At 67.1% G+C, this 26496-nt stretch carries 23 protein-coding genes; 15 read left to right on the forward strand and 8 right to left on the reverse strand.

Annotated features, from left to right (window positions below; translation table 11 throughout):
• The first annotated feature begins 8 nt into the window (after positions 1 to 8).
• The 4 genes from Q7514_RS20155 to Q7514_RS20170 all read left to right on the forward strand — a co-directional run bounded on the left by Q7514_RS20155 (position 9) and on the right by Q7514_RS20170 (position 3822).
• On the forward strand, positions 9 to 989 hold the full coding sequence (locus Q7514_RS20155) for an ROK family protein (protein WP_330135046.1): 981 nt from the start codon (positions 9 to 11) through the stop codon (positions 987 to 989).
• A 130-nt stretch (positions 990 to 1119) separates the two neighbouring features.
• Positions 1120 to 1869: a lysophospholipid acyltransferase family protein gene (locus Q7514_RS20160; protein ID WP_330135047.1), complete on the forward strand. Its 750-nt coding sequence runs from the start codon at positions 1120 to 1122 to the stop codon at positions 1867 to 1869.
• Positions 1870 to 1899: 30 nt separating this feature from the next.
• Entirely contained in the window at positions 1900 to 2391 is a 492-nt protein-coding gene (locus Q7514_RS20165) for a polyadenylate-specific 3'-exoribonuclease AS (RefSeq protein WP_330135048.1), read from the forward strand.
• Positions 2392 to 2436: 45 nt separating this feature from the next.
• Positions 2437 to 3822 (forward strand): class II 3-deoxy-7-phosphoheptulonate synthase, encoded by a 1386-nt coding sequence (locus tag Q7514_RS20170; RefSeq protein WP_132472919.1) that lies wholly within the window; start codon positions 2437 to 2439, stop codon positions 3820 to 3822.
• Positions 3823 to 3884: 62 nt separating this feature from the next.
• Here the strand turns inward: Q7514_RS20170 and pknB are convergent, their stop codons facing one another.
• Complete coding sequence (pknB, locus tag Q7514_RS20175; RefSeq protein WP_330135049.1) at positions 3885 to 5912, reverse strand: Stk1 family PASTA domain-containing Ser/Thr kinase; 2028 nt, start codon at positions 5910 to 5912, stop codon at positions 3885 to 3887.
• 111 nt (positions 5913 to 6023) lie between these two features.
• On the opposite strand from pknB, the gene Q7514_RS20180 reads away from it, so the two are divergent.
• On the forward strand, positions 6024 to 6395 hold the full coding sequence (locus Q7514_RS20180) for an Rv2175c family DNA-binding protein (RefSeq protein WP_330135050.1): 372 nt from the start codon (positions 6024 to 6026) through the stop codon (positions 6393 to 6395).
• A 9-nt stretch (positions 6396 to 6404) separates the two neighbouring features.
• On the opposite strand, the gene Q7514_RS20185 is transcribed toward Q7514_RS20180, so the two are convergent.
• The 4 genes from Q7514_RS20185 to Q7514_RS20200 all read right to left on the reverse strand — a co-directional run bounded on the left by Q7514_RS20185 (position 6405) and on the right by Q7514_RS20200 (position 11713).
• Positions 6405 to 7379, reverse strand: a complete 975-nt coding sequence (locus Q7514_RS20185) for a phytoene/squalene synthase family protein (protein ID WP_408016138.1) — start codon at positions 7377 to 7379, stop codon at positions 6405 to 6407.
• Positions 7380 to 7387: 8 nt separating this feature from the next.
• Entirely contained in the window at positions 7388 to 8887 is a 1500-nt protein-coding gene (locus tag Q7514_RS20190) for an alpha-(1->6)-mannopyranosyltransferase A (RefSeq protein ID WP_408016148.1), read from the reverse strand.
• Positions 8888 to 9098: 211 nt separating this feature from the next.
• A complete protein-coding gene (gene crtI / locus Q7514_RS20195; RefSeq protein WP_330135052.1) occupies positions 9099 to 10640 on the reverse strand; it encodes a phytoene desaturase family protein in 1542 nt (513 codons plus the stop codon).
• Positions 10640 to 11713: a polyprenyl synthetase family protein gene (locus Q7514_RS20200; RefSeq protein WP_330135053.1), complete on the reverse strand. Its 1074-nt coding sequence runs from the start codon at positions 11711 to 11713 to the stop codon at positions 10640 to 10642. The genes crtI and Q7514_RS20200 overlap by 1 nt, the downstream gene beginning before the upstream one ends.
• A 242-nt stretch (positions 11714 to 11955) precedes the next feature.
• On the opposite strand from Q7514_RS20200, the gene Q7514_RS20205 reads away from it, so the two are divergent.
• The gene (locus tag Q7514_RS20205; protein WP_330135245.1) at positions 11956 to 12876 is read left to right on the forward strand and encodes a methylenetetrahydrofolate reductase; all 921 of its coding nucleotides are present in this window, start codon (positions 11956 to 11958) and stop codon (positions 12874 to 12876) included.
• 27 nt (positions 12877 to 12903) lie between these two features.
• On the opposite strand, the gene Q7514_RS20210 is transcribed toward Q7514_RS20205, so the two are convergent.
• From Q7514_RS20210 to Q7514_RS20220, 3 genes are all read right to left on the reverse strand, one after another.
• Positions 12904 to 13617, reverse strand: coding sequence for an LppM family (lipo)protein (locus Q7514_RS20210; protein WP_330135054.1), 714 nt, complete (start codon positions 13615 to 13617; stop codon positions 12904 to 12906).
• A 77-nt stretch (positions 13618 to 13694) separates the two neighbouring features.
• Positions 13695 to 15302, reverse strand: coding sequence for a phytoene desaturase family protein (locus tag Q7514_RS20215; RefSeq protein ID WP_330135055.1), 1608 nt, complete (start codon positions 15300 to 15302; stop codon positions 13695 to 13697).
• Entirely contained in the window at positions 15299 to 15916 is a 618-nt protein-coding gene (locus Q7514_RS20220) for a GNAT family N-acetyltransferase (RefSeq protein WP_330135056.1), read from the reverse strand. The genes Q7514_RS20215 and Q7514_RS20220 overlap by 4 nt, the downstream gene beginning before the upstream one ends.
• Positions 15917 to 16167: 251 nt before the next feature.
• Here Q7514_RS20220 and Q7514_RS20225 point away from each other — a divergent pair, with 251 nt between their 5' ends.
• The 9 genes from Q7514_RS20225 to mraY all read left to right on the forward strand — a co-directional run bounded on the left by Q7514_RS20225 (position 16168) and on the right by mraY (position 26495).
• Positions 16168 to 16569: an SAV_6107 family HEPN domain-containing protein gene (locus tag Q7514_RS20225; protein ID WP_330135057.1), complete on the forward strand. Its 402-nt coding sequence runs from the start codon at positions 16168 to 16170 to the stop codon at positions 16567 to 16569.
• A 176-nt stretch (positions 16570 to 16745) separates the two neighbouring features.
• Positions 16746 to 17165 (forward strand): DUF3040 domain-containing protein, encoded by a 420-nt coding sequence (locus Q7514_RS20230; protein WP_330135058.1) that lies wholly within the window; start codon positions 16746 to 16748, stop codon positions 17163 to 17165.
• A 464-nt stretch (positions 17166 to 17629) separates the two neighbouring features.
• Entirely contained in the window at positions 17630 to 18061 is a 432-nt protein-coding gene (gene mraZ / locus Q7514_RS20235; RefSeq protein ID WP_330135059.1) for a division/cell wall cluster transcriptional repressor MraZ, read from the forward strand.
• A 240-nt stretch (positions 18062 to 18301) separates the two neighbouring features.
• Positions 18302 to 19309: a 16S rRNA (cytosine(1402)-N(4))-methyltransferase RsmH gene (gene rsmH, locus Q7514_RS20240; protein ID WP_330135060.1), complete on the forward strand. Its 1008-nt coding sequence runs from the start codon at positions 18302 to 18304 to the stop codon at positions 19307 to 19309.
• A 3-nt stretch (positions 19310 to 19312) separates the two neighbouring features.
• Positions 19313 to 20188, forward strand: a complete 876-nt coding sequence (locus Q7514_RS20245) for a hypothetical protein (protein WP_330135061.1) — start codon at positions 19313 to 19315, stop codon at positions 20186 to 20188.
• Positions 20185 to 22095 (forward strand): peptidoglycan D,D-transpeptidase FtsI family protein, encoded by a 1911-nt coding sequence (locus Q7514_RS20250; RefSeq protein ID WP_330135062.1) that lies wholly within the window; start codon positions 20185 to 20187, stop codon positions 22093 to 22095. Before Q7514_RS20245 ends, Q7514_RS20250 begins: the two co-directional genes overlap by 4 nt.
• Before the next feature lie 223 nt (positions 22096 to 22318).
• Positions 22319 to 23896, forward strand: a complete 1578-nt coding sequence (locus tag Q7514_RS20255) for a UDP-N-acetylmuramoyl-L-alanyl-D-glutamate--2,6-diaminopimelate ligase (protein ID WP_330135063.1) — start codon at positions 22319 to 22321, stop codon at positions 23894 to 23896.
• On the forward strand, positions 23893 to 25419 hold the full coding sequence (locus Q7514_RS20260; RefSeq protein WP_330135064.1) for a UDP-N-acetylmuramoyl-tripeptide--D-alanyl-D-alanine ligase: 1527 nt from the start codon (positions 23893 to 23895) through the stop codon (positions 25417 to 25419). The genes Q7514_RS20255 and Q7514_RS20260 overlap by 4 nt, the downstream gene beginning before the upstream one ends.
• Complete coding sequence (gene mraY, locus Q7514_RS20265) at positions 25416 to 26495, forward strand: phospho-N-acetylmuramoyl-pentapeptide-transferase (RefSeq protein ID WP_054720282.1); 1080 nt, start codon at positions 25416 to 25418, stop codon at positions 26493 to 26495. The genes Q7514_RS20260 and mraY overlap by 4 nt, the downstream gene beginning before the upstream one ends.
• Position 26496: the final 1 nt, after the last annotated feature.

The following is a 26496-nucleotide window of genomic DNA, read 5'->3' on the forward strand; positions in this document are numbered from 1 at the left end:
CTGACGATATGGCTGAACACGAACGGCCCACGATCGGTATCGATGTGGGCGGCACGAGCATCCGCGCCGCCGTGGTCGATGCGTCCGGATCAGTGATCGACTCTGCTCGTGCGCCGACCCCCGGATCGGCGCCGGTGCTCGAAGACGCGCTGCACCGGGTCGTCCGGCAACTCGCCGACCGCAACGATGTCTCGGCGGTGGGACTGGCGGTCGCCGGCTTTCTCACCGCCGACTGTCGCACGGTCCGGTTCGCCCCGCACCTCCCGTGGGTCGACGCGCCGATCGCAGAACGACTCACGGACCGGTTCGGGCTGCGGGTGATCCTCGAACACGACGGGAACGCAGCGGGCTGGGCCGAATACCGGTTCGGCGCCGCCGCGGGCAGCCGGATCGCGGTGCTGGTGGCGCTCGGAACCGGAATCGGTGCCGCGTTGATGCTGGACGGCCGCATCTTCCGGGGCGCACACGGAGTCGCACCCGAACTCGGTCACCTGCAGGTCGTTCCCGGCGGCAGGGCCTGTCCCTGCGGTAAACGAGGGTGTTGGGAGCGATATTGCAGCGGCACCGCGTTGGTCGACATCGCCGTCGACATGCTCGCCGCCGACCCCGGCCGTTCGCAGCTGGTCGCCGGAACCGCTGCGGATCCGGGATCGCTGACCGGCCGGCGGATTGCCGGCGCCGCGCAGGACGGCGATCCGCTCGCTCTGGCCGCGATGGCCGAGTTCGCTCGGTGGCTCGGACTGGGGCTGGCGCTCGTCGCCGATGTGTACGACCCGGAACTCATCGTGGTCGGAGGAGGAGTGTCGGGGTCGGCGTCGCTGTTCCTCGACGACGCACGAGAGCACTACGCCGCTGCCTCGACCGGTGCCGGACACCGACCCCTTGCCCGGGTACGTGCCGCGCAGCTGGGGGATGCCGCCGGATTGATCGGCGCGGCCGACCTCGCCCGCCGGGCGATGACGGCGAATCAGGAAACGACCTTCTCGTGAGATTCTCGTCACTCCCTGAGCGCCCGCGTGGAGCCGGGCACCTCTGCGGCGTGCGTGTGACCCTGGGAGCGACGTAGAGTCGACCGGCGGGCTTGGTGAGCCCGCGTCGACGATCCCGGGAAGGTTTGCCATGTGGTACTGGCTGTTCAAGTACGTCCTGCTGGGCCCACTGCTCTGGCTCATGGGTAGGCCCAAGCTCGAAGGCGGGGAGAACATCCCGACCGGTGGGCCCGCCATTCTCGCCAGCAACCATCGCGCTGTGCTCGACTCGTTCTACCTGCCGCTGCTGGCGAAGCGGCGGATCACGTTCCTTGCCAAGAGCGAGTACTTCACCGGCACCGGGCTCAAAGGAGGATTCCAGCGCTGGTTCTTCTCCGCCGTCGGCCAGGTCCCGATCGACAGGACGGGCGCGGATGCCGCCCAGGACGCACTCAACGCCGGTGTCCGAGTGCTCTCGCAGGGAAAACTGCTCGGCATCTATCCGGAGGGCACCCGATCGCCCGACGGACGTCTGTACAAGGGCAAGACCGGCCTGGCGCGTCTCGCGCTCGAGACCGGAGTGCCGGTCATTCCCGTCGCGATGATCGGTACCGACAAGATGAACCCGATCGGCTCCAAGATGTGGAAGCCGGCGAAGATCACCGTTCGAGTCGGCGAGCCGATCGACTTCTCTCGTTTCGAGGGTATGGGCGGGAACCGTTTCGTCGAGCGCACTGTCACCGACGAAGTGATGTACTCGCTCATGCAGCTGGCCGGTCAGGAATATGTCGACGTCTATGCTGCCTCCTTGAAGGACACGTCGCCGAAAGGTGCGACCATCCCGGCCGAACCTGCCATCACATCCGATGCCGATCGCATGCCCGACACCCAAGCGGGGTGACGCATGGTGTTCCGGGCATAATGTGACCACGTGCGCTACTTCTACGACTGCGAGTTCATCGAGGATGGACGCACCATCGAACTCGTGTCGATCGGTGTCGTGTGCGAGGACGGCCGCGAATTCTATGCGGTGTCCACCGAATTCGACCCCGAGCGTGCGGGCCCGTGGGTTCGCCGCCATGTCCTTCCCAAGCTGCCGAACCCGGGCCACCCGGCCTGGAAGTCGCGAAGCCGCATCCGCGACGACCTTCTGAAGTTTCTCGTCCCCCGGGTGGGTATTCGGCCCGAGCTGTGGGCGTGGATAGGCGCATACGACCACGTAGCACTGGTCCAGCTGTGGGGATCCATGCCGGAGTTGCCCGATGTGTTGCCCCGATTCACCCGTGAACTGCGGCAGCACTGGGAACAGCACGGATCTCCGCAGCTCCCGTCGGTACCCGACGACAACCACGATGCGCTCACCGATGCCCGTCACAATCTCGCGAAGTTCGACGCAATCGAGGTTGCCCGCCGGGCCGGATGACCGGGCCTGTGTGACGCTCGGCAGCCGGGGCCATATCCTTGTGGGGTGAACTGGACTGTCGACGTACCGATCGACCGCTTGCCCGAACTTCCGCCGCTGCCCTCGGAACTGCGCGAAAAGCTCGACATCGCGTTGTCCAAGCCCGCATTGCAGCAGCCGAGTTGGCCCGAAGACCAGGCCGAGGCGATGCGGACCGTCCTCGAGAGCGTCCCACCGATCACGGTGCCCCGCGAGGTCGAGGAACTGCAGAATCAACTCGCGGCCGTCGCGAGGGGCGAAGCCTTCCTGCTGCAGGGCGGTGACTGCGCCGAGACGTTCATGGACAACACCGAACCGCACATCAAGGGCAACATCCGCACGTTGCTCCAGATGGCCGTCGTCCTGACCTACGGTGCATCGACCCCGGTCGTCAAGGTTGCGCGCATCGCCGGGCAGTACGCCAAGCCGCGCTCGTCCGACACCGACGCGCTGGGATTGCCGTCGTACCGAGGCGACATGGTGAACTCCATCGTCGCCGACGCCGCTGTCCGAGTCCACGATCCGTCACGCCTGGTCCGGGCCTATGCCAACGCCAGCGCCGCGATGAACCTGGTGCGTGCCGTCACGTCCGGTGGTGAAGCCGACCTGCACCGGGTCCACGACTGGAATCGCGAATTCGTCGCATCGTCGCCCGCCGGTGCTCGCTACGAGGCACTCGCTTCCGAGATCGACCGCGGCCTGCGGTTCATGGACGCCTGCGGGGTCATCGATCCGAATCTGCGTGCCGCGACGATCTACGCAAGTCATGAAGCGCTCGTGCTCGACTACGAGCGCGCGATGCTGCGTCTCGACACCACCGGGGACGAGCCTCGCCTGTACGACTTGTCGGCGCACTTCCTGTGGATCGGCGACCGCACCCGCCAGCTCGACGGCGCACACATCGCGTTCGCGGAGCTGCTCTCCAACCCGATCGGCCTGAAGGTCGGCCCCAGCACCACTCCCGAGATGGCCGCAGAGTACGTCGAACGCCTCGACCCCCACAACAAGCCCGGTCGGCTCACCCTGATCTCGCGGATGGGGCACTCGAAGGTCCGTGATCTGCTGCCCGGCATCATCGAGGCCGTCGAAGCCACTGGGCACAAGGTCATCTGGCAGTGCGACCCGATGCACGGAAACACCCACGAGTCATCGACCGGGTACAAGACCCGACACTTCGACCGGATCGTCGACGAGGTCCAAGGCTTCTTCGAGGTGCATCGCGCGCTGGGCACCCACCCGGGTGGCATCCACATCGAACTCACCGGTGAAGACGTCACCGAATGCCTCGGCGGAGCGCAGGACATCTCCGACGTGGACCTGCACGGCCGCTACGAAACGGCTTGCGACCCGCGACTGAACACGCAGCAGTCCATCGAGCTGGCGTTCCTCGTCGCCGAGATGCTGCGGGGCTGAATCGACAGAACGGCCCGGTTCGTACACGCGGCCGGCCGCCGCGACCGGGAGCGCCGAACGGATCAGGGCACGGCGGTCAGCACGACCGTGCTGCCCGGTTCGGTTCGGCCACCGGCGCCGGGGCTCTGCCCGATCACCACGGACCGGTCGGAGCCGGCGAGCTGCCGCACTTCCACCTCCAGTCCCAGCCTCTCCAGTTCCCCACGGGACGATCCGACCGATCGGCCTATCATCGACGGCACCTTCACCGCGTTCGACACGAGCAGAGTCACCGTGCCGCCTGCTCCGACCCTGTCGCCCTCCGACGGATCGGTTCCCGACACCAGGCCTGCATCGATATCGGGATCGAACACGTCCCGCTCGTCCTGGACGGTCAGGCCGACCTTCTCGAGCGCTGCTCGCGCGGCGTCGACGGTCAGGCCTTCGAGATCCGGAAGCTCCACTGGGGCGGCGCCCTTACTGATGATCACCTCGACCTTCGCGCCGACCGGCAGGACGGTGCCCGGCGCGGGATCGAGGGCCGCGACAGTCCCCTCCGGTGCCGACGCGCTGAACGCCGTACCGCCGTCGACGGGTTCGAACGTCCGCCGCCGCAATTCGTCTTCGACCGTGTTCCGGTCGCCGCCACCGGGCACCCCCGGCACCGTCGGCCGCCCCAACGAGACCAGCAGCGCGACCGTGTCGCCGCGCGGAACCTGCGAACCCACCGCCGGATCGGTGCCGAGCACCGTGTCGATCGGAATGGCGTCCGAATACTCACCGCGGGTCTCGACGGTCGCGCCTGCAGTCTCGACGGCCGTGACGGCAGCAGCGCGATCCATGCCCTGCACCGCAGGAATGTCGATCATCCGCCCCGACCCGAGCCACCATCCGGCCAGGCCCATGAGCAGCGCGAGTACGACGATCGCGGCGATCCAGACGGCGGTGGTCCGCCGCGAGGTGCGTCGATTCGTGCGATGGTCGACCTGCGTGCCGCCACCGGACGCGGGACCACCGTCGTGCCCCTGGGCCTCGGTCCGGGCGTGCTCCCGCGTGACGACCCTGGTGTGCTGCGGTTGCGCGTGGACCTGCGGGGCGGGTGGAGGCGCGGCCTGATGGACCGTGGTCGGCGCCGCATCCGCGATAGCCGCGGCGGGCGGCCTGACCACGGTGGTCTCAGGGACAGCGCCCCCGGCAACCGGCGACGATGCCGCGACCGTCGCCGTGGTAGCGGATTTCCGGGGCGCCGGCACGCGGTAGCGGGGAAGATCGAGTGCGTCGCTGAGGTCGGTGAGGGCATCGGCCATCGCACCGGCATCGGTGTATCGCTGGCCCGGCTCACGTTCCGTCGCGTGACGCACCAGCGTGTCGAACTCCTCCGGCACACCGTCGATCCACGTACCCGGATCGGGCACGTCCTTCTCGACACGCTGGTACGCGACGGACAGCGACGTGTCGCCGGTGAAGGGGGTGCGTCCGGTGAGCATCTCGAACATCAGCACACCGGTCGAGTACACGTCGCTACGTGCGTCGGCGTTGCCGGTCGTGACCTGCTCCGGCGAGAGATACGCAGCCGTACCCAAGATCACACTGCGAGACGTCGTATTCGCGGCCGCGACCGCGCGGACGAGGCCGAAATCGGCGATCTTCACTTCGCCGTTCCGGGAGATCAGGATGTTCTCGGGCTTGACGTCGCGGTGCACGAGTCCGGCCCGATGGGCCACCGCGAGGGCTCCGAGGACAGGTGCTGCCACTGCCGCCGCGGCGTGCGGTGGCATGGGCCCGCGTTCGCGCAGCAGTTCGCGGAGGGTGCCACCTTCGACGAGTTCCATGACGAGGAACACGTCGTCGCCGTCCTGTCCCTGGTCGTACACCGCCACGAGACCCGGATGGTTGAGCCGCGCCACCGATCGGGCCTCGAACTCGAATCGTGCGAGGAACTGGGGGTCGGCAGCGAACTGGTGGTCCATGACCTTCACCGCGACCGGGCGATCGAGGCGTTGATCGGTGGCGCGGTACACGGTCGACATGCCACCGCGGGCAATCCGTGCTTCGATCAGATAGCGCCGGTCGAGGAGCTTGCCGACCATGTGGTCGCCTCCAGCGGTCACCCGGTGTACCCCCGTGTCTCGATGTCCCGATTTCGTCTCTGTCGATCGTAGCCATGGTGCCGCCAGGTGGTCGCGTACGTGCCCCTCGTACCTCGGCGATACGGTGGAACCGTGAGCACTATTCCGTACTGCGACGACGTCCTCGACCGCACCGTTCCGGTGTTGCAACTCGTGGACGTGGCCAAGCAACTCGATCTCGTCATCACCCGCGTTCACCAACTGCTGCGCGATCGCCGGCTACTGGCGATCAAACGAGACCGCGTTCCCGTCGTACCCGAGGTGTTCTTCGACGACACCGGGGCGATCGCCAAAGGTCTTCCGGGACTCATAGCGGTGCTCCACGATGGGGGATTCACCGACGAAGAGATCCTGGAATGGATGTTCCGCGAGGACGTCACCCTCCCCGGCGGAAACGCCATCAGCGCGTTGCACACCGATGCGATGAGGGAAGTGATCAGGCGGGCTCAGGCGTCGGCGTTCTAGCGCACAGCCTCAGTTGTCCAGGACCGACTTCGGTCTTCTGATGCGCATGCCCGAGGCTGCCTGCCTCAGCGCGACCGACAGCCGCGCGTGGCGCGGCACCGCCACCCGTCGGTCCAGTACCTGGTAGCCGCTGTGCTCGACTTCGTCGAGAATCCTCCCGTACAGGACGAAGGCGGTGCTGATTCCCGGTCGGATGCGGGGAGGAAGCAGATCCAATCCGGGTTCGGCCTTGCGGTAGCGGTCTCTCGTCAAAGCGACGGCGTGGGCGAGGGCGCGTCGTATCCGGGGGTCGGGGCGATGGTGGCTCCGGCCCGCGCGGAGAAGGTCGTCGTCGACGCCGAATGCCGTCCACAGGTCGGTGGGCAGGTACACGCGGCCGCGGTCGAGGTCTTCACCGACATCACGGATGAAATTGGTGAGCTGGAACGCTTCGCCCAGGGTGCTCGCGTACGGCGCGGCCGCGTCGACGTCATCGACGCCGAACACCGGGAGCAACTTCAGCCCGATCACGGCGGCCGACCCGTACATGTACTCGCGCAGTTCGTCCATGTCGCGATATCGGACGCGGTGTTCGGCGGTGCCGGGGATGTCCATCCGCATCGACCGGAGGAATGCATCGAAGTATTCCACCGGGATGCCGTAGCGGGTGATGGTTGCGGTGAGGGCCCGCACGACCAGCCCGGTCTGGTCGAGCGCTCCTGGATCGCCCTCGAGGGCTGCATGCAGGCGTGCGTACGCGTCGTCGACGCCGCGCGCAGCCGCAGCCGGATCGTCGACGTCGGTCACGTCGACGATGTCGTCGACGATGCGCGCGAATCCGTACAGGGCGTGTACGGCGTGACGGCGTTGCTCCGGCAGGAGTCTCGCAGCGAGATCGTAGGTGCGACCGTGCTCGGCGGTCAGTGACGCACAGAGCCGGAACGCTTCATCGAGGTGGTCGGGTGCGACTGCCCCCGACTCGGCCGAAATGTGTGGTGTCGGCACACCAGGCCTCACCGCGAAGCCGCGCGCAGATGCAAGGGATCGGGGGTGCGCAGCGACAGCGCGGCGACGACGGCCGCGAACACGGCGAGCGCAACGTGCGCGATGTTGTACATCCCGATCGAGCCGTCCGGGTTGAAGATCAGCATCAGCCATGTCGACAACGCGACGAGGACCATCAGGGTGCGCGTCGACATCGCGAACGCCGCCGCCACGACCAGCGGCCACGAGTAGTACCAGGGCAACGCGGCCGGCGACAACAGTGTCACGGCGGTGAGTGCGATCATGATGCCCAGGACGGCATCGCGTTCGGTTCGGCGGAAGCGCCACCACGCGTAGACCAGGATGGCGCCGAGAGCGATCATGCAGAGCATCCGTGTCACTTCGAGTACGGAACCCAGACGCCACGGTGTGAACCAGGTGACTGCATGGCCCATCATCGTCGGAAGCGACAACCAGTTGATGATCTTCGACGATCCGGACAGCGCAGTGAGCCATCCGATTCCGACGCCGGCGATCAACGAGGTGCCGCCGAACACGAACACGAACACCGCGATTCCGGTGCCTGCGGCTCTGGTGAAGAGTGTGATCGGGGAGGCGGGTTCGCGGCCCTCGGCGAGTGCTCGGTCGCGTTCGTGGATCATCCACACCCACACCAGAAAGGGTAGTGCGAGTCCGGCGGTGGCCTTGATCGCGGCGGCCAGCGACACCAGAGCGAAGCCGCTGAGATGCCGTCCTTCGAGAACGAGCACGATCCCGGCGAGCATCAGCCCGACCATGAGCAGCTCGTTGTGGACACCCCCGACGAGGTGGACGAGGACGAGTGGGTTGAGGACCGCCAGCCACAACGCCACGGTGGGATTGCCGCCCATCCGGCGAGCGAGCCGTGGCACACCCCACGCCATGAGCACCAGACCGGGCAGCATCAGCAGCCGCCACAGCCACGTGCCGGAGACGACGTTGTCGCCGGTGATCGAGGTGATGCCCGCGCCGAGCAACAGATGGACCGGCCCGTACGGGGTGGTCGTCGTGGTCCAGACGTTGCTGACGTTGTCGAGCAACAGACCCGGATTGACGACGGGACCTTCCGAATACGGATCGAATCCCTCACGCAACATGGCGCCCTGGGCGAGATACGAGTAGGCGTCCCGGCTGAACATCGGAGTCGCGACCAGCAGCGGCACGGTCCACGCGGGCAGGACCTTCCAGAGGTCGCGGACCGATGCGTGGTCGGCGAGCACGGCACGCCCCAGCCGGACCCATGCACCGATCATCAACAGGACACCGATCCAGATGATGATCGTGGAGAGCAGATGACCGTGCCCGAATCGAAGCCACGACAGGTACACATCTTCGAGTAGCGGGTCGACACGGCGCACACTGCCCGCACCGAAGCTGCCGAAGGTCACGAAGGCGGCTCCGCAGGCCCCGAGGAGTGCCGCATTACCGGCCGGACCACGAAGGAAATCGGTCGGACGCCGACGTGGATCGGCCGGTTCGTGCGACATCATGACCGTTGCAGGTTCGGTTGTCGGCAGATCATCCGGATCGGCTTCGGAAGAGACAGGGGACGACATGGGTACGATTCCTCCCCCGGAAGTCGCGTCGGTGCTGGGCACAACTGACAAGAACGATGACACAGTTTAGTGGAGTCGGAAAACGCGGCGCGCTCGCCTCGGTGTCGGCGTGGCGAGCACCTCACTGCCGATGCCGGGTGACACCTCAGTTCGGATGCCGGGTGACACCGAGTCTCTCGGCAGCGAGACGGCCCGACAGCAACACCGTGGGAACCCCGACACCCGGCACAGTTCCGGACCCTGCGAGAACGATGTTGGGATAGCGCGGATCGAGATTGCGGCGACGGAAGGGGCCCGTCTGCCGGAACACGTGGGCGCTTCCGAACGGGCTTCCCGCCGACATGCCCTGAGCTGACCACGTCGCGGGTGTGTCGATGTGATCGACGTCGAACCCCGGGATGATTCCCGCGTATCCACGTGCGTCGAGCGACGACAGCAGTTCCCTGGAGTACGGACCGGCCAGTGCGTCCCATGCGAGGGGTGCGCTCTCGAGGTTGGGGCAGGGCGCGAGTACGGACAGGGGTTCGTGCTCGGCTCCGTTGCGACGGAGCAACAGGCCAGGATCGGACAGTGCGGGCCGGGTCACGAGCAGCGACGGATCGGTCATCAGCCGTCCATGGCCCCGGCGCGCGGTGATGTCGCGGAAGGTGCCTTCCCACCGTGCACCGAACTCGATGACGTGATGGTGTGCTGCCGACCACGTCCGGCTGACGGAGGTGGGCACGGTGCCATGGAGGACGACGGCGGACGGGGACGCCAGCGTCCGCCGACGTCGGGGGCGCGGTAGAAGCGCATCGACCACGGGCAGGTCGGGGGTCAGTACCGCAGCGTCGCACGGATAACGGGAGCCTTCGGCTGTCTGCACGCTCCGGACGTGATCACCGTCGAACTGCAGTTCCGTCACGTCGGCACCGAGGTGCAGTCGGCCACCCGCGCGCACGAAGGCATCCGCCATCGCGCGGGCAACGGTGCGCATCCCTCCGTCCACGGCATAGACGCCGAGAGAGGTGTCCATGTGCGGGATCGCGCCGTACACGGCGAGGGCACGTGCCGGTGTCACTCCCGCATACAGGGCCTGGAAGGTGAACACCTTCTGCAGCCTGGGGTCGCGGATCCGACGGTTCACCTGTGCGCCGAGCCTGCCGAATCCACCGAGCCGGACGAGCCTGGCGAGATCGCGCACGGCCGCCGGTGATGAGACGAGGGTCAGAGGCGAATCGAAGTTCGCGTTCATGAATCGATCGAACTCGGTGTCGAAGATATCCGCCAGCCATCGCCGCAACGTCAGGTAACGACGAGCCTCGTCCGCGCCGCACACCCGGGTGATCTCAGCGACCATCGAGTCCGGGTCGGAGTGCACATCGAGCGTGCTGCCATCGGCGAACCGGGCGTGATAGGCAGGGGAGAGCCGGGTGGTGCGCAGAGGCGGGTGCACCATGGTGACGTCCGCACCGACCGCGGCGAGCGCATCGTCGATGAGTTCGGGCATCGTCAGCACGGTCGCGCCGTTGTCGATTTCGTAGCCGGAACCGGTGTGGACCCCGACGCGGCCGCCCACCGCATCACAGCGTTCGAGCACGGTCACCTCTTTCCCCGCGCCACGTAGGTGCAGGGCCGCGGACAGTCCGGCCAGGCCCGCGCCCACCACGACCACTCGCTGTGCGTCGGGAACGGTGCGGACCGTCATCAGGCCGCGCGCCGCGTCGCGGCCAACGCCGCCTCACGCAGGAGCGCGGCGCCCTCGTCGGTCGTGCCCGAGGACTCGAGGGTGGAGAATGCCCGCTCGGTGAGGCCGGTGATCTGCTGCTCGACCTTGTCGACTGCGCCGACCTCGACGAGCACATCGCGGATCTGCTCGACCTGATCATCGTTCAGGTCGGTGCCGATCGCCTTCCGCAGGGTCGCCGCGGCGACCGGGTTGTCGGCGTCTGCGGCTTCCAACGCCAGCGCGTACAGCACGGTGCGTTTGCCTGCGCGCAGGTCGTCGCCGGACGGTTTTCCGGTCACGTCCGGATCACCGAAGACGCCGAGGAGGTCGTCACGCAGCTGGAACGCAAGGCCGATGTCGGTGCCGAACCGGCGGTACGCATCGATCAACCGCTCGTCTGCACCGGCCAGAACTGCACCGAGATGCAGGGGACGCTCGATTGTGTAGGCGGCGGTCTTGAACCGGTTGACGCGGGCAGCGGCCTCGACCGACTCGTCTGCGGTGACCTCACCCGCGATGTCGAGATACTGGCCACCGAGGACCTCGGTGCGCATGGCCGACCAGACGGGGCCGAGCCGCATCGCCGCTGCGCTGTCGAGTCCGGCTTCGCGGACCATGTCGTCAGCCCACACCAACGCGAGATCGCCGAGCAGGATCGCGACGGCCTGCCCGAACTCTGCCGGCGCCCCGCGCCACCCGTTGTCGCGGTGCAGCCCGGCGAAGTCGACGTGCACGGTGGGAAAGCCGCGACGCGTGGTGGACGCATCGATGATGTCATCGTGGACCAGCGCACCCGCCTGCACCAGCTCGAGTGCCGAGCACGCCCGTAACACCGCGTCGGCGTGCGGCCCGGTCGGATCCCCGCCGGCACCGATCCATCCGGACCACGCGAACGACGGACGAATCCGCTTACCTCCGCGGAGAACGAACGACTCCAGCGCGGCGACCGCCTCTGGGTAACCTCCACCGACGGTCTCCACGATGGGGGCCTTGGAGTCGAAGAACTCCCGCAGCGCGCCTTCGACGAGTTCGGGGAGCGGGACGGTGGGCACGGGGGCGGGTCCGGTGGACAGGGGATTCCTCCTGGTCGAATGCGTCGGGTGTCGCGCGACGGGTCGCGCGGCACCGACACCAAGCCTATCCGGCGCCCTTCGTCGTCGCCGGTGGCCGGTCGCTGGTCGGCGCACCCTATGCTGGACGCGTGGTAGTCGATTTCAGGGGGACCAGTGAGGGCGCGGTGACCGGCGGCGCCGAGCGAGTCGAGCAAGAGAGCGACTCGCGTACGCCGTCGATCGTGGATCGCCTCGGGGATCCGCGTGGCAGGCGGATTCCGTTCTCCGTCGAATTCTCTCCCCCCCGCGACGCGGACGCCGAGGCGCGCCTGTGGCGCGCCGTCCGGGTGTTCGAGCGGCTCGGTCCCGCGTTCGTCTCGATGACGTACGGGGCGGGTGGCTCCACGCGGGACCGCACGGTCCGCGTGACCGGCGAGCTTGCGGAAGCGACGACCCTGCTGCCGGTGGCGCATCTCACCGCGGTCGGACACAGCATCGACGAGCTCCGTGCGATGGTCGGTGCCTACGCTGATCGCGGCATCACGAATATTTTGGCGCTGCGCGGCGACCCGCCCGGAAATCCGCTCGGTGAGTGGGAACAGCATCCCGAAGGGCTCGCGCACGCCGACGAGTTGGTGCGGCTCGTGCGCGATCTGGGCGACTTCCACGTCGGAGTGGCTTCGTTCCCGGAAGGGCATCACCGTTCACCCGACCTCGACCACGACACCCGATTCATGGTGAACAAGCTCCGCGCGGGTGCCGAATACTCCATAACCCAGATGTTCTTCGATGTGGAGCACTACCTGAGGTTGCGCGACCGCGTTGCCGCGTTCGACGCAGAGCAGGCCGCGAAGCCGATCATCCCCGAGATCATGCCGATCACGTCGCTGCGATCAGCGCGCCGGAGCTTGGAACTGTCCGGATCGAATCTTCCCGCGGCGCTCGAGGAGCGACTGGTGCGGGCAGCCGGCGACGGCCCGGAGGAGAACCGGGCAGCTGTGCGCGAGGTCGGCATCGATGTCGCCACCGAGATGTGCGAACGCCTCATCTCGGAAGGTGCCCCTTGCCTGCACTTCATCACACTGAACTTCGCGAGGGCGACCAGTGAGGTCCTCACGCGTCTCGGGATCGAGATGCCGGCACCTGCTGCGCAACCGGCCTGACAGCGGTGGCAGCGGGCGCCGCGCAGATCAGGACCCGAGACGACCGTTCGATGGTGCTCGTGCGGGGGTGGGGTTGCGCGTGAACCAGGCCAGTGCGCCGATCAGCAGCGTGACGGCCATGGCGCCACCCGCCACTATTCCCGCCCACCCCGCGAATCCGCGGGTGTTGGGGTCGGAGTAACGCACTTCTGCGCGGAGTGTGCTCACCTCGCCCGCCGGCAGTTTCCACGAGACGATCGAATCGGACTCGCGGTCGCCGTTCGTGGTGGCCACACGCGCGGGGAAGGCGATGGTGAACTGGACGTCGGTGCCGCGTTCGGGCGCCGCTTCGAGATCGACCCGTCCGGTGAGCGAAACGAGATCACCCGCACGTTGTAGCGAGAGCTGGAAGGATCCGGCGCTCTGATCGGACATGGTCGCAAGTTGTTGCACGTCACCGAAGGTCAGGTTGCTGAACAAGACCTGGCTTCCGACGTACCCGTCCTGTGCGTATTCCTGAACGCGCACTTTCCCGGCCAGAGCCGAGGGAACGGTGAGTTCGGGACCCTTGTCGTTCTCGTCGATGGGGATCGTCGCCGCGACGATCTGGCCTGAGACCCGATCGTCGGACGAGATTCCCATCGATGTCTGCACACGAAGGCATCCGGTGAGAGCAGGGACCAGAAGGACCAGCAGTCCGAGCGCGGCGATGACCCGGCGACGGATGGCTGTGGGACGAACAGATGTGGAGGACGGTGGCACAAAGGATATGGTGCCAGGCCGGTGTCGTGCGGTCGGACCATCGGGTCCGATCCGGCGCGTCGCCGGATCTGCCGGGGTCACCGTGAGAGCCTGCCGAGGGCTCGGCGCAGCAGACCACCACCGGTGTCGCCGAGCGCGACGCGTGCGGCGCTACGACCGCTCGACCCGGACACACCGCCTCCGGGATGCATCGACGCACCCGTGAGATACAACCCGGACGCACCCGGCACCCGGTACCCGGACAGTTCGGGGACGGGACGCCAGAAGAACATCTGGTCGAGCGTCATCTCCACATGCATGACGTTGCCGCCGATCAGGCCCATTTCTCGTTCGATGTCTTCGGGCGTCTGCGTGTGCACATGGCGGATACCTGCAGCGAAGCCGGGCGCCCGGCTCTCCATCTCGGCGATGATCCGATCGGTTTCCGCGGCCGCCTCCGACTTCCAACTCCGTCCATTGCTGAGCCGGTAGGGATGCCACTGAGACCACAGGGTGATCTGGTGCTCGCCGGGCGGTGCGATCGACGGGTCGAGAGCGGAGAAACTCATCGCGAGAACGGCGGGTGTCGGCGGCAACTCGCCGGCGAGCGCCGCGCCGTGTGCGAGACGGAGCTGTGCGCGGTCGTCGACGAGCAGTTGCAGACCCACGGTGTCGCTGCCGTCGCCGGGGGCCCCGCGATAGCGGGGGAGCGAGTCGGTTCCGAGCCGGAGCACCATGCCGATGCCGGGACCGACGCGGATGCGTCGTTGCCACCCGTCGATCAGAGAGGCATCGAATCCGCCCCGTCGGAGCAGATCCAGGGTGGTGAGGATGTGGCATCCCGCGATGACGGTACGGGCGCTGATGATCCGCCCCGATTCGGTGTGGACCGTCCAGGTCTCGCCTGTGCGGCGGATCTCCACCGCGGCGTCACCGCATGTCACGTCGCCTCCGTCGGAGGCGAGCCTGGACGCCAGTGCTCGGGTGAGTGCGCCACTACCACCGACGGCTCGGCCCGGAGGCAGGGTGTGCATCAGTGCGGCGAATCCGACCATGGGTGCGGTGCCGGGTTCGGACATCGGTGGCCCGGACTGTGCACCGAACCAGGCGAGTGCGGCCTTGAGCGGTTCGTCGTCGAAGTACTCGTCGAGCAGTGCGTCGCCCGAGGTGAGGAATCGGCGCGATATGTCGAATGCGCCGCCGCTCAGGTCGAGTCCCCGGAACGACGGGACGAGATGGCGGGCGGTGGGTGGTGCTGCGAACGATTTCATCACGGCGGCGCTGCGCGGGGCCCAGTCGCGTACGAACCGGCGGTATGCCTCGGCGTCGCGACCCCCGCACGCCGCCTCGATCGACGCACAGGTGCGATCGAGGTCGCGGTGGAAGACGATGCCGGGTCGGCCGCTCGGGACCGGCGGCGGGGCGAAGGCCCACGGATCGCAGTCGATGTAGCGCAGGCCGTGTGAGGCCAGATCGAGTTCCTCGAGGATGCCCGAGTGCCGGATCATGATGTGCGCCGACGACCCGCGGTCGACCGCGTAACCGGGAAATCGCTCCACGGTCGAGACTGCTCCACCGAGCACGGTGTCGCGCTCGAGCACCTCGACGGACCAACCTTCCCGCGCCAGATAGCAAGCCGAGACGAGTGCGTTGTGGCCCGAACCGACGACGACGGCGTCGAGCGCGGAACCACCAGCGGCAGTCATGTCGGTACCTCGGATGGGTCCGCGTCCACCGGCAGTGCGCGACCGAGAACCGCAAAGGGACGGGCGTCCCCGGTGAATACGAACCGGCGGACCACATCGCGGAAACCGAAACGCCGGTAGAGACGCCACGCGCGGTTGTCCTCCTCGGCGACCTCGGGTGTCGACAGCAGGACCGCTTCCTCGGTGCGCTCTCGCAGCAATCTGTGGAGTAGCGCCTCGCCGATGCGGTGACCCTGCGCGTCGGGCCGCACGTGCAGTTCGGTCAGCTCGAAGTAGTCGCGGAGTAGCGCATCGATCGAGTCCGGGGACATTCCCGCGTGACGCATCCCGGTACGCACCTGCTGATTCCACCACTGGTGGGGGTGTCCGTGATAGCCGTAGGCGATCCCGACGATGGTGCTGGGTTCGCCGGGCATCATCGCCGCAACGGCCCGCCAGCCGTCGCGGTCCGCGTGCTCCGACCACATCGGTGCCCGGTGGTGTTCGGTGCCTCGCGGATATCGCATTGCGCTGACGTAGACGGACAGGAGTTCGGGCAGGTGGGTGCGGAACTCCGCGGGAGTGAGGTCGACGAGTATCGGCGTGGGGTCGTGCCGATTCGGGTCAGTGCTCATGTGGGGACGGAGACCGCCTTCCCTTGACGACGTGTCGGTGGGTCCAGTTATATTGAATACGTCGAACTAATGTTCGATACCGGTGATCCGGGGATGTTCGAGGGAAGCGAACATCCCCGGATTCTCCGGGCCGGAGCCGTAGCGCGGCAGGGCAGGAAGGTGCACGAGCCATGGCAGCGCCGAACACCGCGAGATCAAGATCACATCGGGTCGCCGGAGGGCGGGTTCCCGGGAGTTGTGTGGGGCCGTCCATGTCGGCGCGTGCCGCATCTCTGTTGCGCAAGGCGGACGAACTGCTGTCCGGTGCGGCGGGTGCCGACGTTCCCGGCGAACGATTCCGGCTGTCCTATCTCGCGGCATTGCGCGGTGCGGGTGCGGTGGTGGCAGCAGCGGAGTTGAGGGGGCTTCACCGGTCCAAGCGGCGGCCCGCGACCCGAAACGCCTGGGTGCTGATGATGCGTGCCGACGACACGTTCGCCGGCTGGGCCGACTACTTCGCCGATCGATCCGCTGCGCGCGCCGCGGTCGAAGCCGGGGTGCAGCGAGTGGTCGATGCCGAAGATGCATCGAAGTTCTACGACGAGGTCGGGCGTTTCTTGCATGATGTCGAGAACTACCTGTCCGCTGAGAGCGGAACCGGGCCTCGCATGTGACGTTGGTCCCTGGCCGAACGGCATTTTTCGCTGTGGGAGAGCGAACCAACTTTCGTAGTTGGTGGTCCAGGACGAAATGTGCTCGTATCATTGACTCAGGCGGCCGTGATGTCGGCGCCCCGCCGGATTCGTCCCACCGGGTCCGGCGGCCACCGTTTAGTGCCGGGGGAGGTACCGTGCCACTCTCCGAGCACGAGCAGCGCATGCTCGATCAGATCGAGAGCGCGCTCTATGCTGAGGATCCCAAGTTCGCCTCGACCGTCCGCGGAAAGCGAATGGGAATGGCGTCGAACAGACGACGGCTGCAGGCCGGCGCGCTGTTCGTATTGGGTTTGACATTGCTAATTGCGGGAGTTGCCCTACCGGTCAAGCCGGGCGGTTTCCCGATCATCAGCCTGCTCGGGTTTCTCGTGATGTTCGGTGCGGGAGTCCTCGTGCTGGTCGACGGGCGGCGCCGGTCCACTTCGGGTACCGCATCCAGCGGAGCGGATTCCGGAAAGGGTGGTAAGTCCTCCACTCGGGGTCGGAAGAAGTCTTCGGATGGCTTCACGCACCGGATGGAGGAACGGTTCCGACGTCGTTTCGAGCAAGAGTGACAAGAGTGATCTGACGCGCGCGCGGCGCGCACAAGTACACAGCAAGGGCGCGACCCATGAGGGTCGCGCCCTTGCTGTGCGTGAAGGCGCCCCTGCTCTTGTGGGTGGGAGACCCACTGGGCTTTCCGCTTGCTCCCCACCTTGCCCCACAAGGGAGCGCACAAGGGGGCGCCGGCGCTGTCACGGTCTTCGCATCGATCGTGTGGACCTGCGGTTTCCTGGTGCCCTCGTGTGGTCGGGTGTGCATCACATGCGGGGGTGGGCGGGGTTCCCGTCACAGGCGCGCGCCGTGGCCCACCTCCACCCACATCGGTTGAACAGCAATTTCATGAACAACACGCCCATCGGGCGCCCGTTATTCGGATGTTCGTGGGGCGAAGTGGGGTACTGTGGGGCGCGGCGGGGAGCGAGAGTGTTTCCGCCGCACGACAAAGAGTCCGTCCGGCAAAGGCGGGAGGTTCCGGGTGTTCCTCGGTACCTACACGCCGAAGTTGGACGACAAAGGCCGGCTCACCCTGCCGGCGAAGTATCGAGACGAATTGGCGGGAGGGTTGATGATCACCAAAGGGCAGGATCACAGCCTGACCGTGTACCCGCGCGATGAGTTCGCTGCGCTCGCCGAGCGTGCAGCGGCCGCGTCCCGTAGCAACCCCAACATGCGTGCGTACTTGAGGAACCTCGCGGCGAGCACGGATGAGCAGCGTCCGGATTCGCAAGGGCGCATCACGTTGTCCACATCGCATCGGGCATACGCGGGGCTCACCAAGGACTGCGTGGTGATCGGTTCCGTCAATTATCTCGAGATATGGAACGCCGAGTCGTGGGCGGCGTACCTGACCGAACACGAGGAGGGCTTCTCCGAAGCGAGGGACGAGGTACTTCGCGACATATTGTGACGGATCTTCGGCTCCGCGCGGCGAGTGCCGTGAGGCCTCTGCCCGGGACCGGCCCTGACGCACTTCCCCGGCGCCAGGTACGGAACGGATGCCCTGACACACTTCCCCAGTGTCAGGTCTCCGGAATCGGACAGAGACCTCCTGGCATTCGCCGCCGCCATATCCAGACCATCCGACCGATCACCAAGATCGAATGGCCCGAGTGGCCCGCATCGAACGAGCAGGATTCCGGAGGACCACATGGTGGACGGCGAGGATGACGCCACGGACACGGGCGACGGATTCGGTCACGTCCCGGTATTGCTCGATCGCGCCGTGGAGCTTCTCGGTCCGGCAATCGAAGCAGCAGGCCCGGGCGGGTCAGGTGCGGTGTACGTCGATGCCACACTCGGTCTGGGTGGGCACTCCGAGCATTTTCTGCGTAGTTTTCCCGGGCTCAGGTCGGTAGGACTCGATCGCGATCCTGATGCCCTGGATATCGCGCGTGGTCGTTTGGCCGAGTTCTCCGACCGCACTGATTTCGTCCACACCCGCTACGACGGGATCGCGGACGCGCTCGATCAGGTGGGGCTCGATCGGGTCGGGTCGGTTCACGCGATCCTGTTCGACCTCGGCGTGTCGTCGATGCAGCTCGACGAGGCCGACCGCGGATTCGCGTATTCGAAGGATGCGCCGCTCGACATGCGCATGGACCCCACCTCCGGAATCACGGCTGCCGACGTGCTCAACACCTACGGGCACGGTGATCTCGCCCGGATCCTCAGCACCTACGGCGAGGAGCGATTCGCCGGGAAGATCGCGTCCGAGATTCTGCGGGCGCGCGAGAAGTCGCCGTTCCGGAACAGTGGCGAACTCGTCGAGCTTCTGTACCGGACGATTCCCGCCGCGTCGCGACGTACCGGCGGACACCCCGCCAAGCGCACGTTCCAGGCTCTGCGCGTCGAGGTCAACAGCGAGCTCGACTCGTTGCGTGCCGCGATTCCCGCGGCGCTCGATTCTCTCGCGATCGGGGGCCGGGTCGTGTTCATGTCCTACCAGTCACTCGAAGACCGAGTCGTCAAGCAGGAGCTGACACCACGCTCGAAATCGCGTAGCCCGGAGGGTCTTCCGGTGGAGCTGCCCGGAATGGGTCCGGAACTTCGGATCCTGACGCGGGGTGCAGAGCGCGCGTCCGACGACGAAATCGACAAGAACCCACGCTCGGCGCCCGTCCGACTGCGTGCCGCAGAAAGAATCGCCAGGAGGTAACCGATGACCCTGCAGGTGCCATCACCGCCCCGACCTCGGCAGGCTCGATCGACGGCAGCGCAGCGTGCCTATCAGCGTCGCAATCAACGGGCCGCACAGTTGGTCTCGCCCACCGAGACCCGCGGGCGCACCACCGGTGCTCGCCGCGTCGCGACACGCATCCCGTTCGTGGCGAGCATCATCGCGCTGCTCGCGGTCGGGATGATGGTGACATTGCTCCTGACGACACGGGCCGCGGAAGACTCTTACGAACTCAGTGCTGCGCGCGCGTACAACGAGAGCCTCCTTCAACAGCGAGCAGTGCTGCAGCGCGACGTCGAAGCGGGTCTGACCGCTCCGGTGCTCGCGCAACATGCTGCCGAACTCGGCATGATCCCGACGGGGCAGGCCGCTCGGCTGGTGGTGGGCGAGGATGGCTCCGTGGAGGTCGTCGGTGAACCGGTGGCTGCGCAGGGCGCACCGCCGGCGCCGCTGAACAGGCCGGAGCCGCGGAGCGATGTGCAGCCTCCGTTGGCGGGCAGCGCCGGACGCGAGAATCCTCGCCCGCTGTCGCCGACGGGCGAACAGCCGGAACCCCGCGACGGTGTGGAATCGCTCGATGGGGCGGACCCCGAACGGCGGGCCGCCGGAGCAGCAGAGGCGCCGCGCGCATCCGACGAGGCAGGGCAGGTTCCTGTCGGAGACCCGGAGTCGGGCAGGGCTACCGGTCCCACACCCGATGTCGATGCAGTGCGGCGGGAGAGCGGCGCCGCGCCGGGGCCCGGGAATGCCGTGGTTCCGCCCGCGAACGCGGAACAATCGATGCCTGTGAGTGAACTGCCACAGCCCGAGGTTTCCCAGTTGGGTGAGCCGGTGGGATCGGAGGCCGGACAGCGGTGAGGACCGGCCCCACCCCTCGCCGCGCGGCTCGCCCGCGCGGTAGTGCACCCAGGCGTCGGCCCGTACCGAGGGGTTCGGGATGGCGCCCGAGTCGCCGCCGGCCCGACACCACTGCCTTCCGGTTCCGGAACAGACTCGGTCTCTGGGCGGTCTTCGCAATTCTTGCGCTCGCAGCCGCACAACTGCTGTCGATCCAGCTGTTTCAGGCACCGAAGTTGTCGGCGGAGGCTGCCAGCCAGCGCACGACCCGGTTGGTCGAACCCGCGACGCGCGGAACGATCAGCGACCGGAACGGCAATCCCCTCGCCTACACGATGGAAGCGAAGGCGATCACGTTCCAGCCCGTTCGCGTCCGGAAGGAGCTGAGCGAGGCCCGGGCGAAGGATCCGTCGCAGCCGGAGGTGTCCGAGTATCTCGAGGGAGTGGCGGATGCACTGCACGAGGCACTCGGTGCTGCTGCACCCAAGAAGGACGTGCTCGACAAGCTCGAGAGCGACGAGACCTTCGTATATCTCGCCCGCGGGGTCGATCCGGGGGTGGCGGCAGGCATTGTCGACGAATACAGCATGGTGGGACTCGAGCGGCAGGACATCCGGCTGTATCCAGGGGGGTCGCTCGCCGCGAACATCGTTGGTGCGACCGGGTGGGACGGGTACGGGCTGATCGGCCTCGAGGCCTCCATGGACTCGGCCCTCGCCGGTACCGATGGTTCGTCCACCTACGACCGCGGGTCGGACGGAGTGGTGATTCCGGGGAGCTGGCGCGACCAGCACCCAGCCGTGGACGGTTCGTCCATCGAGCTCACCATCGACAACGACATCCAGTACCACGTGCAGCAGCAGGTGCAGCGAGCGAAGGACCTGTCCGGCGCCGACAATGCGTCGGCGGTCGTGCTCGATGCGCAGACCGGCCAGGTGCTCGCAATGTCCAACGACAGCACGTTCGATCCGTCCATCGGCGTCGCCAACAATCCCGCTTCGGCAGAGCAAGGCAATCCGGCGGTTGCGTCGCCGTTCGAACCCGGTTCGGTGAACAAGATCATCACGGCCGCGGCCGCCATCGAGGACGGCCTCACGACCCCGGACGAGGTCCTGCAGGTACCCGGCAGCATCGACATGTCGGGTGTCACTGTCAAGGACGCGTGGGACCACGGAGTCGTGCCGTACACCACCACCGGAGTCTTCGGGAAGTCGTCCAACGTGGGCACGCTCATGCTTGCGCAACGCGTCGGCGAGGACCGGTTCGCCGACATGCTCGACCTGTTCGGCCTGGGCCAGCGCACCGAGGTAGGGCTCCCAGGTGAGTCCGGAGGATTGGTGCCCAGTCGCGAACAGTGGTCGGGCGGTACGTTCGCGAATCTTCCGATCGGGCAGGGGTTGTCGATGACACTGCTGCAGATGACCGGGATCTATCAGGCGATCGCCAACGACGGTGAGCGCATTCCACCCCGCGTCGTCAACGCGACCATCGGTCCCGACGGGACCCGCACCGAAACCGAATCGCCCGAACCGATCCGCGTGGTCAGTCCGCAGACAGCGGCTACGGTTCGCGACATGTTCCGGTCGGTCGTGCAATCCGACACGGGCAATCAACAGGGGACGGGGGCGCAGGCTGCGATCGAGGGGTACCAGATCGCAGGCAAGACCGGTACCGCCCAGCAGATCGATCCCAATTGCGGGTGCTACTCGAACTCGGACTACTGGATCACCTTCGCGGGTGTCGCACCGTCGGACGACCCCAAGTACGTGATCGGGATCATGCTCGACGCACCCACACGCAGCTCCGACGGCACCGGCGGTCAGTCCGCGGCGCCGCTGTTCCGCGATATCGCGTCGTGGCTGCTGCAGCGTGCCGCAGTGCCGCTGTCTCCGGACCCGGGTGGCAAGCTGATTCTCCAGGTCGATTGATCCTCATGTCCGCGCGGCCGCCCCTCATACTCGCGAGCGCTGACGGGTGTCGGTGCAGCCTCGCAGTCTGGGTAACCTGACACGTCGGTAACGTGACACCACGGTGCAGTCCGGCACCGATCGAGAACAGCAGCGGGATGCCGCAAGAGAGGAACTTGTACCTGTGCCATCGAGTCCGGATCCGACTCCCCCCGAGGAGGGACGCCGACCCGAGCATCCGCCGATGACCTCCCTCCGGGATCTGGCCGATGTCATCAGCGCCGACCTCGTTGCGGTGGGGCCCGCGGCGACATCAGGTGGTGCCGCTGAGGCAGGCGGGGTCGTGACCGGGATAGACCTGAGTGCCCAGCGGATCCGGCCGGGCGACCTGTTCGCTGCGTTACCGGGTGCTCGCGCGCACGGGGCAGCGTTCACCGGCACAGCACTCGAGCGCGGTGCTGTGGCCGTTCTCACCGACACGGCGGGCGTCGAGGCCATTGCCGCCGGAGGATTCGGTCCGGTGCCGGTGCTGGTCCACCCGGACCCCCGCTCGGCGCTGGGTGTTGCCTCGGCCACCGTGTACGGGCACCCTTCAGAGCGGATGCAGGTCATCGGTATCACCGGAACGTCGGGCAAGACCACGACCTCCTACCTCGTCGAAGCGGGCCTGAATGCTGCCGGCCGGGTCACCGGTCTCGTGGGCACGGTCGAGACGCGCATCGCAGGCCAGCGAGTCCCCAGCGCACTGACCACGCCCGAGGCGCCGCAGCTTCACGCGCTGTTCGCGACCATGCTCGAACACGGTGTCGACACGGTGGTGATGGAGGTATCGAGCCACGCGCTGGCCCTCGGACGGGTCGCCGCAACCGAATTCGCGGTCGGTGGGTTCACGAACCTGTCACAGGATCACCTCGACTTCCACAAGGATCTCGACGACTACTTTGCCGCCAAGGCACGCTTGTTCGCGCCCGACTCGCCAGTTCACGCACGACGCGCCGTCGTGTGCGTCGACGACGAGTGGGGCACCCGCATGGCCGAACTCGCGCGTGCTGCGAATGACGACGATCCCGCCGGTGTGCGGACGGTGTCGACCGACGAGACCGGGAGCACGGTCGCGGACTGGACGGTGACCGATGCCGCATCCGACCCCGCCGGCACCCAGGAATTCAGTTTGACCGACCCCGACGGTACGGCCCATCGGGTCAGCGTGCGGTTGCCGGGACGATACAACGTCGCCAACGCGTCCCTCGCCATTGCGCTCTGCTCCGCAGTCGGTGTCGATGTCGACGTGGCCGCCCGTGGAATCGGGAGCGTCGACGTCCCGGGTCGCGTCGAGCGCATCGACCGCGGACAGAAGTTCCTCGCGGTCGTCGATTACGCGCACAAACCCGCAGCGCTCGAGGCCGTCATCTCCACCCTGCGACGCGGCATGACGGGACGCATCGCCGTCGTCGTCGGCGCGGGCGGTGATCGCGACCGCGGGAAGCGTCCGCTCATGGGTTCGGTTGCGGCATCGGCGGAACTCCTCGTCGTCACCGACGACAATCCTCGGACCGAAGATCCTGCCTCGATTCGCGCCGCAGTACTCGAGGGAGCCCGCGCGCTCCCGCAGGACCAGCGTGGTGAGATCCGGGAAATCGGTGACCGGGCCGCTGCGATCGACGCTGCCGTCGCGTGGGCGCGCCCCGGCGACGTCGTGCTCATCGCAGGCAAAGGCCACGAGCGTGGCCAGGAGATCGGCGGAGTCAAGCATCCGTTCGACGATCGCGAGGTACTCGCGGTGGCGATCGAGCGGCATCAGCGCAGCGGAGGCAAGGAATGATCCCGATGACATTGGCTCGGATCGCGGATGTGGTCGGGGGCACCTTGCACGATGTCGACGACCCGACCGTCGAAGTCACCGGCACAGTCGAATTCGATTCTCGCCGGATTGCCCCGGGCGGCCTGTTCCTCGCGTTGCCCGGTGCGAATGCCGACGGTCACGATCACGCGGCGGCCGCAGTTGCAGCGGGCGCGGTCGCCGTCCTCGCGGCGCGCCCGGTCGGGGTACCCGCCATCGTCGTCCCATCCACGGCCGCCGCTGAGACCAACGCTCTGGCGCTCGAGCACGACGCAGACGGATCCGGTGCGGCGGTGCTGACCGGCCTCGCGAAACTCGCCCGGGCGGTCGTCGACGAACTCGTCGACGGGGGACTGACCGTGATCGGAGTGACCGGGTCGTCCGGGAAGACGTCCACGAAAGACCTCATCGCGGCAGTACTCGCACCGCTCGGGCCCGTTGTGGCACCACCGGGTTCCTTCAACAACGAACTCGGTCACCCCTGGACTGCGTTGCGCGCCACCGGCGACACCCGTTTCCTCGTTCTCGAGATGTCTGCGCGCGGACCCGGTCACATCGCAGCCCTCGCACAGATCGCACCGCCCCGGATCGGTGCAGTCCTCAACGTCGGCACAGCTCACCTCGGTGAGTTCGGCTCGCAGGAGGTGATCGCGCAGACCAAGGGAGAACTCGTCGAAGCCCTCCCGTCGAAGGACGATGGTGGCGTCGCGATTCTCAACGCCGACGACACACTCGTGGCACGCATGGCGGAGCGGACCCGCGCGCGCGTGGTCACCGTCGGAAGCTCCGCCACGGCCGCGGTCGCGGCCGCCGACATCACCCTCGACGGCGACGCCCGAGCGACGTTCACCCTCGTGATCACCGACCACGCGACCGGAAACGAGCAGTGTGTACCGGTCACGCTTGCCGTGCACGGGGAGCACCAGGTCGGAAACGCGCTCACTGCGATCGCGATCGCACTCGAATGCGGCGCCACGCCACAACAGGCCGCCGCCGCCCTGTCCGGCGCAGCTCCGGTCTCGGCGCATCGGATGGCCGTGACGACTCGTGCCGACGGAGTCACGGTCATCGACGACGCGTACAACGCGAACCCGGATTCGATGCGAGCAGCACTCAAGGCTCTCGCAACTGTGGCCCGCAGCGGACCGACCCGGCGTCGGACCTTCGCCGTTCTCGGTGAAATGGGGGAGCTGGGCGACGATTCCGTCGTCGAGCACGACGCAATCGGCCGATTCGCTGTGCGCCTCGACATCACTCGCATCGTCGCGGTCGGTGCGACGAGACCGGTCCGGGGGCTTTTCCAGGGTGCGGTGATGGAAGGATCCTGGGGCGAGGAAGCAAGCCACGTGCCCGATGCCGACGCAGCGATCGCGCTTCTGCGTGACGAGGTCGGCCCCGGCGACATCGTGTTGGTAAAAGCGTCGCAGTCGGTCGGCCTGTGGTCGGTCGCTGAGGCTCTGCTCGGAAATGACAACGCTGTTCTGGAGACGGAGGCTGCACGGTGAGACAGATCCTATTCGCCGCGGGTATTGCACTCGCGGTGTCGATTCTGCTCACGCCCGTGTTGATCAAGGCGTTCTCCCGGCAGGGCTTCGGACAGGAGATCCGGGTCGAAGGACCGCAGAGCCATCAGGCGAAGCGCGGTACACCCACCATGGGTGGAGTCGCGATCCTCGCGGGTCTGTGGGCCGGGTACTGGGGCTCGCACCTGATCGGTCTGGCCTACGACGCGGAAGGACCGTCCGCCTCGGGTCTGTTGGTGCTGGGACTGACCACCGCGCTGGGCGGCGTCGGGTTCCTCGACGACTTCATCAAGATCCGCAAACAGCGGAATCTCGGTCTGAACAAGACCGCGAAGCTGGTCGGCCAGCTGATCGTCGCAGTGGTGTTCGGTATCCTGGCGCTTCAGTTCCGCAATTCCGACGGCCTGTCCCCGGCGAGTACCGATCTGTCGTACGTGCGCGACATCGCGACCGTGTCGATGGGATCGATCGTCTTCATCCTTTTCGTCTACCTGCTCGTGAGCGCCTGGTCGAACGCCGTGAACCTCACGGACGGACTCGACGGACTTGCCGCGGGTGCGATGGCGCTCGTGCTCGGCGCGTACGTGATCATCACCTTCTGGCAGTACCGGAACGCGTGCGCGGTGGAGCCCACCGCCGGATGCTACGACGTACGCGACCCGCTCGATCTGGCACTTCTGTGCGCTGCCGGGGGCGCGGCCTGCCTCGGCTTCCTGTGGTGGAACGCAGCACCTGCAAAAATTTTCATGGGCGACACCGGTTCGCTCGCCCTCGGCGGCATGCTCGCCGGCCTGTCGGTCACCACCCGGACCGAGCTCCTCATGGTCGTCATCGGTGCATTGTTCGTCGCAGAGGCCGCCTCGGTGGTCATCCAGGTGGCGGTCTTCCGCTCCAGCAGACGCCGCGTCTTCCGGATGGCGCCGTTCCATCATCATTTCGAGCTCGGTGGGTGGGCCGAAACCACGGTGATCATCAGATTCTGGTTGCTTGCCGGAATCGCGTCGGCCATGGGCCTTGCGCTGTTCTACAGCGAGTACCTTGCGGCGATCGGAGACTGAC

It is taken from the genome of Rhodococcus artemisiae (assembly GCF_036327795.1).
GTDB lineage: Bacteria > Actinomycetota > Actinomycetes > Mycobacteriales > Mycobacteriaceae > Rhodococcus > Rhodococcus artemisiae.

Bases quoted from the DNA above. Each gene is read 5' to 3' on its own strand.
- Q7514_RS20155 (WP_330135046.1), top strand. From the start codon at position 9: ATGGCTGAACACGAACGGCCCACGATCGGTATCGATGTGGGCGGCACG.
- Q7514_RS20160 (WP_330135047.1), top strand. From the start codon at position 1,120: ATGTGGTACTGGCTGTTCAAGTACGTCCTGCTGGGCCCACTGCTCTGG.
- Q7514_RS20190 (WP_408016148.1), bottom strand. From the start codon at position 8,887: ATGATGTCGCACGAACCGGCCGATCCACGTCGGCGTCCGACCGATTTC.
- crtI (WP_330135052.1), bottom strand. From the start codon at position 10,640: ATGACGGTCCGCACCGTTCCCGACGCACAGCGAGTGGTCGTGGTGGGC.
- Q7514_RS20215 (WP_330135055.1), bottom strand. From the start codon at position 15,302: ATGACTGCCGCTGGTGGTTCCGCGCTCGACGCCGTCGTCGTCGGTTCG.
- Q7514_RS20220 (WP_330135056.1), bottom strand. From the start codon at position 15,916: ATGAGCACTGACCCGAATCGGCACGACCCCACGCCGATACTCGTCGAC.
- Q7514_RS20225 (WP_330135057.1), top strand. From the start codon at position 16,168: ATGTCGGCGCGTGCCGCATCTCTGTTGCGCAAGGCGGACGAACTGCTG.
- rsmH (WP_330135060.1), top strand. From the start codon at position 18,302: ATGGTGGACGGCGAGGATGACGCCACGGACACGGGCGACGGATTCGGT.
- Q7514_RS20245 (WP_330135061.1), top strand. From the start codon at position 19,313: ATGACCCTGCAGGTGCCATCACCGCCCCGACCTCGGCAGGCTCGATCG.
- Q7514_RS20255 (WP_330135063.1), top strand. From the start codon at position 22,319: ATGACCTCCCTCCGGGATCTGGCCGATGTCATCAGCGCCGACCTCGTT.
- Q7514_RS20260 (WP_330135064.1), top strand. From the start codon at position 23,893: ATGATCCCGATGACATTGGCTCGGATCGCGGATGTGGTCGGGGGCACC.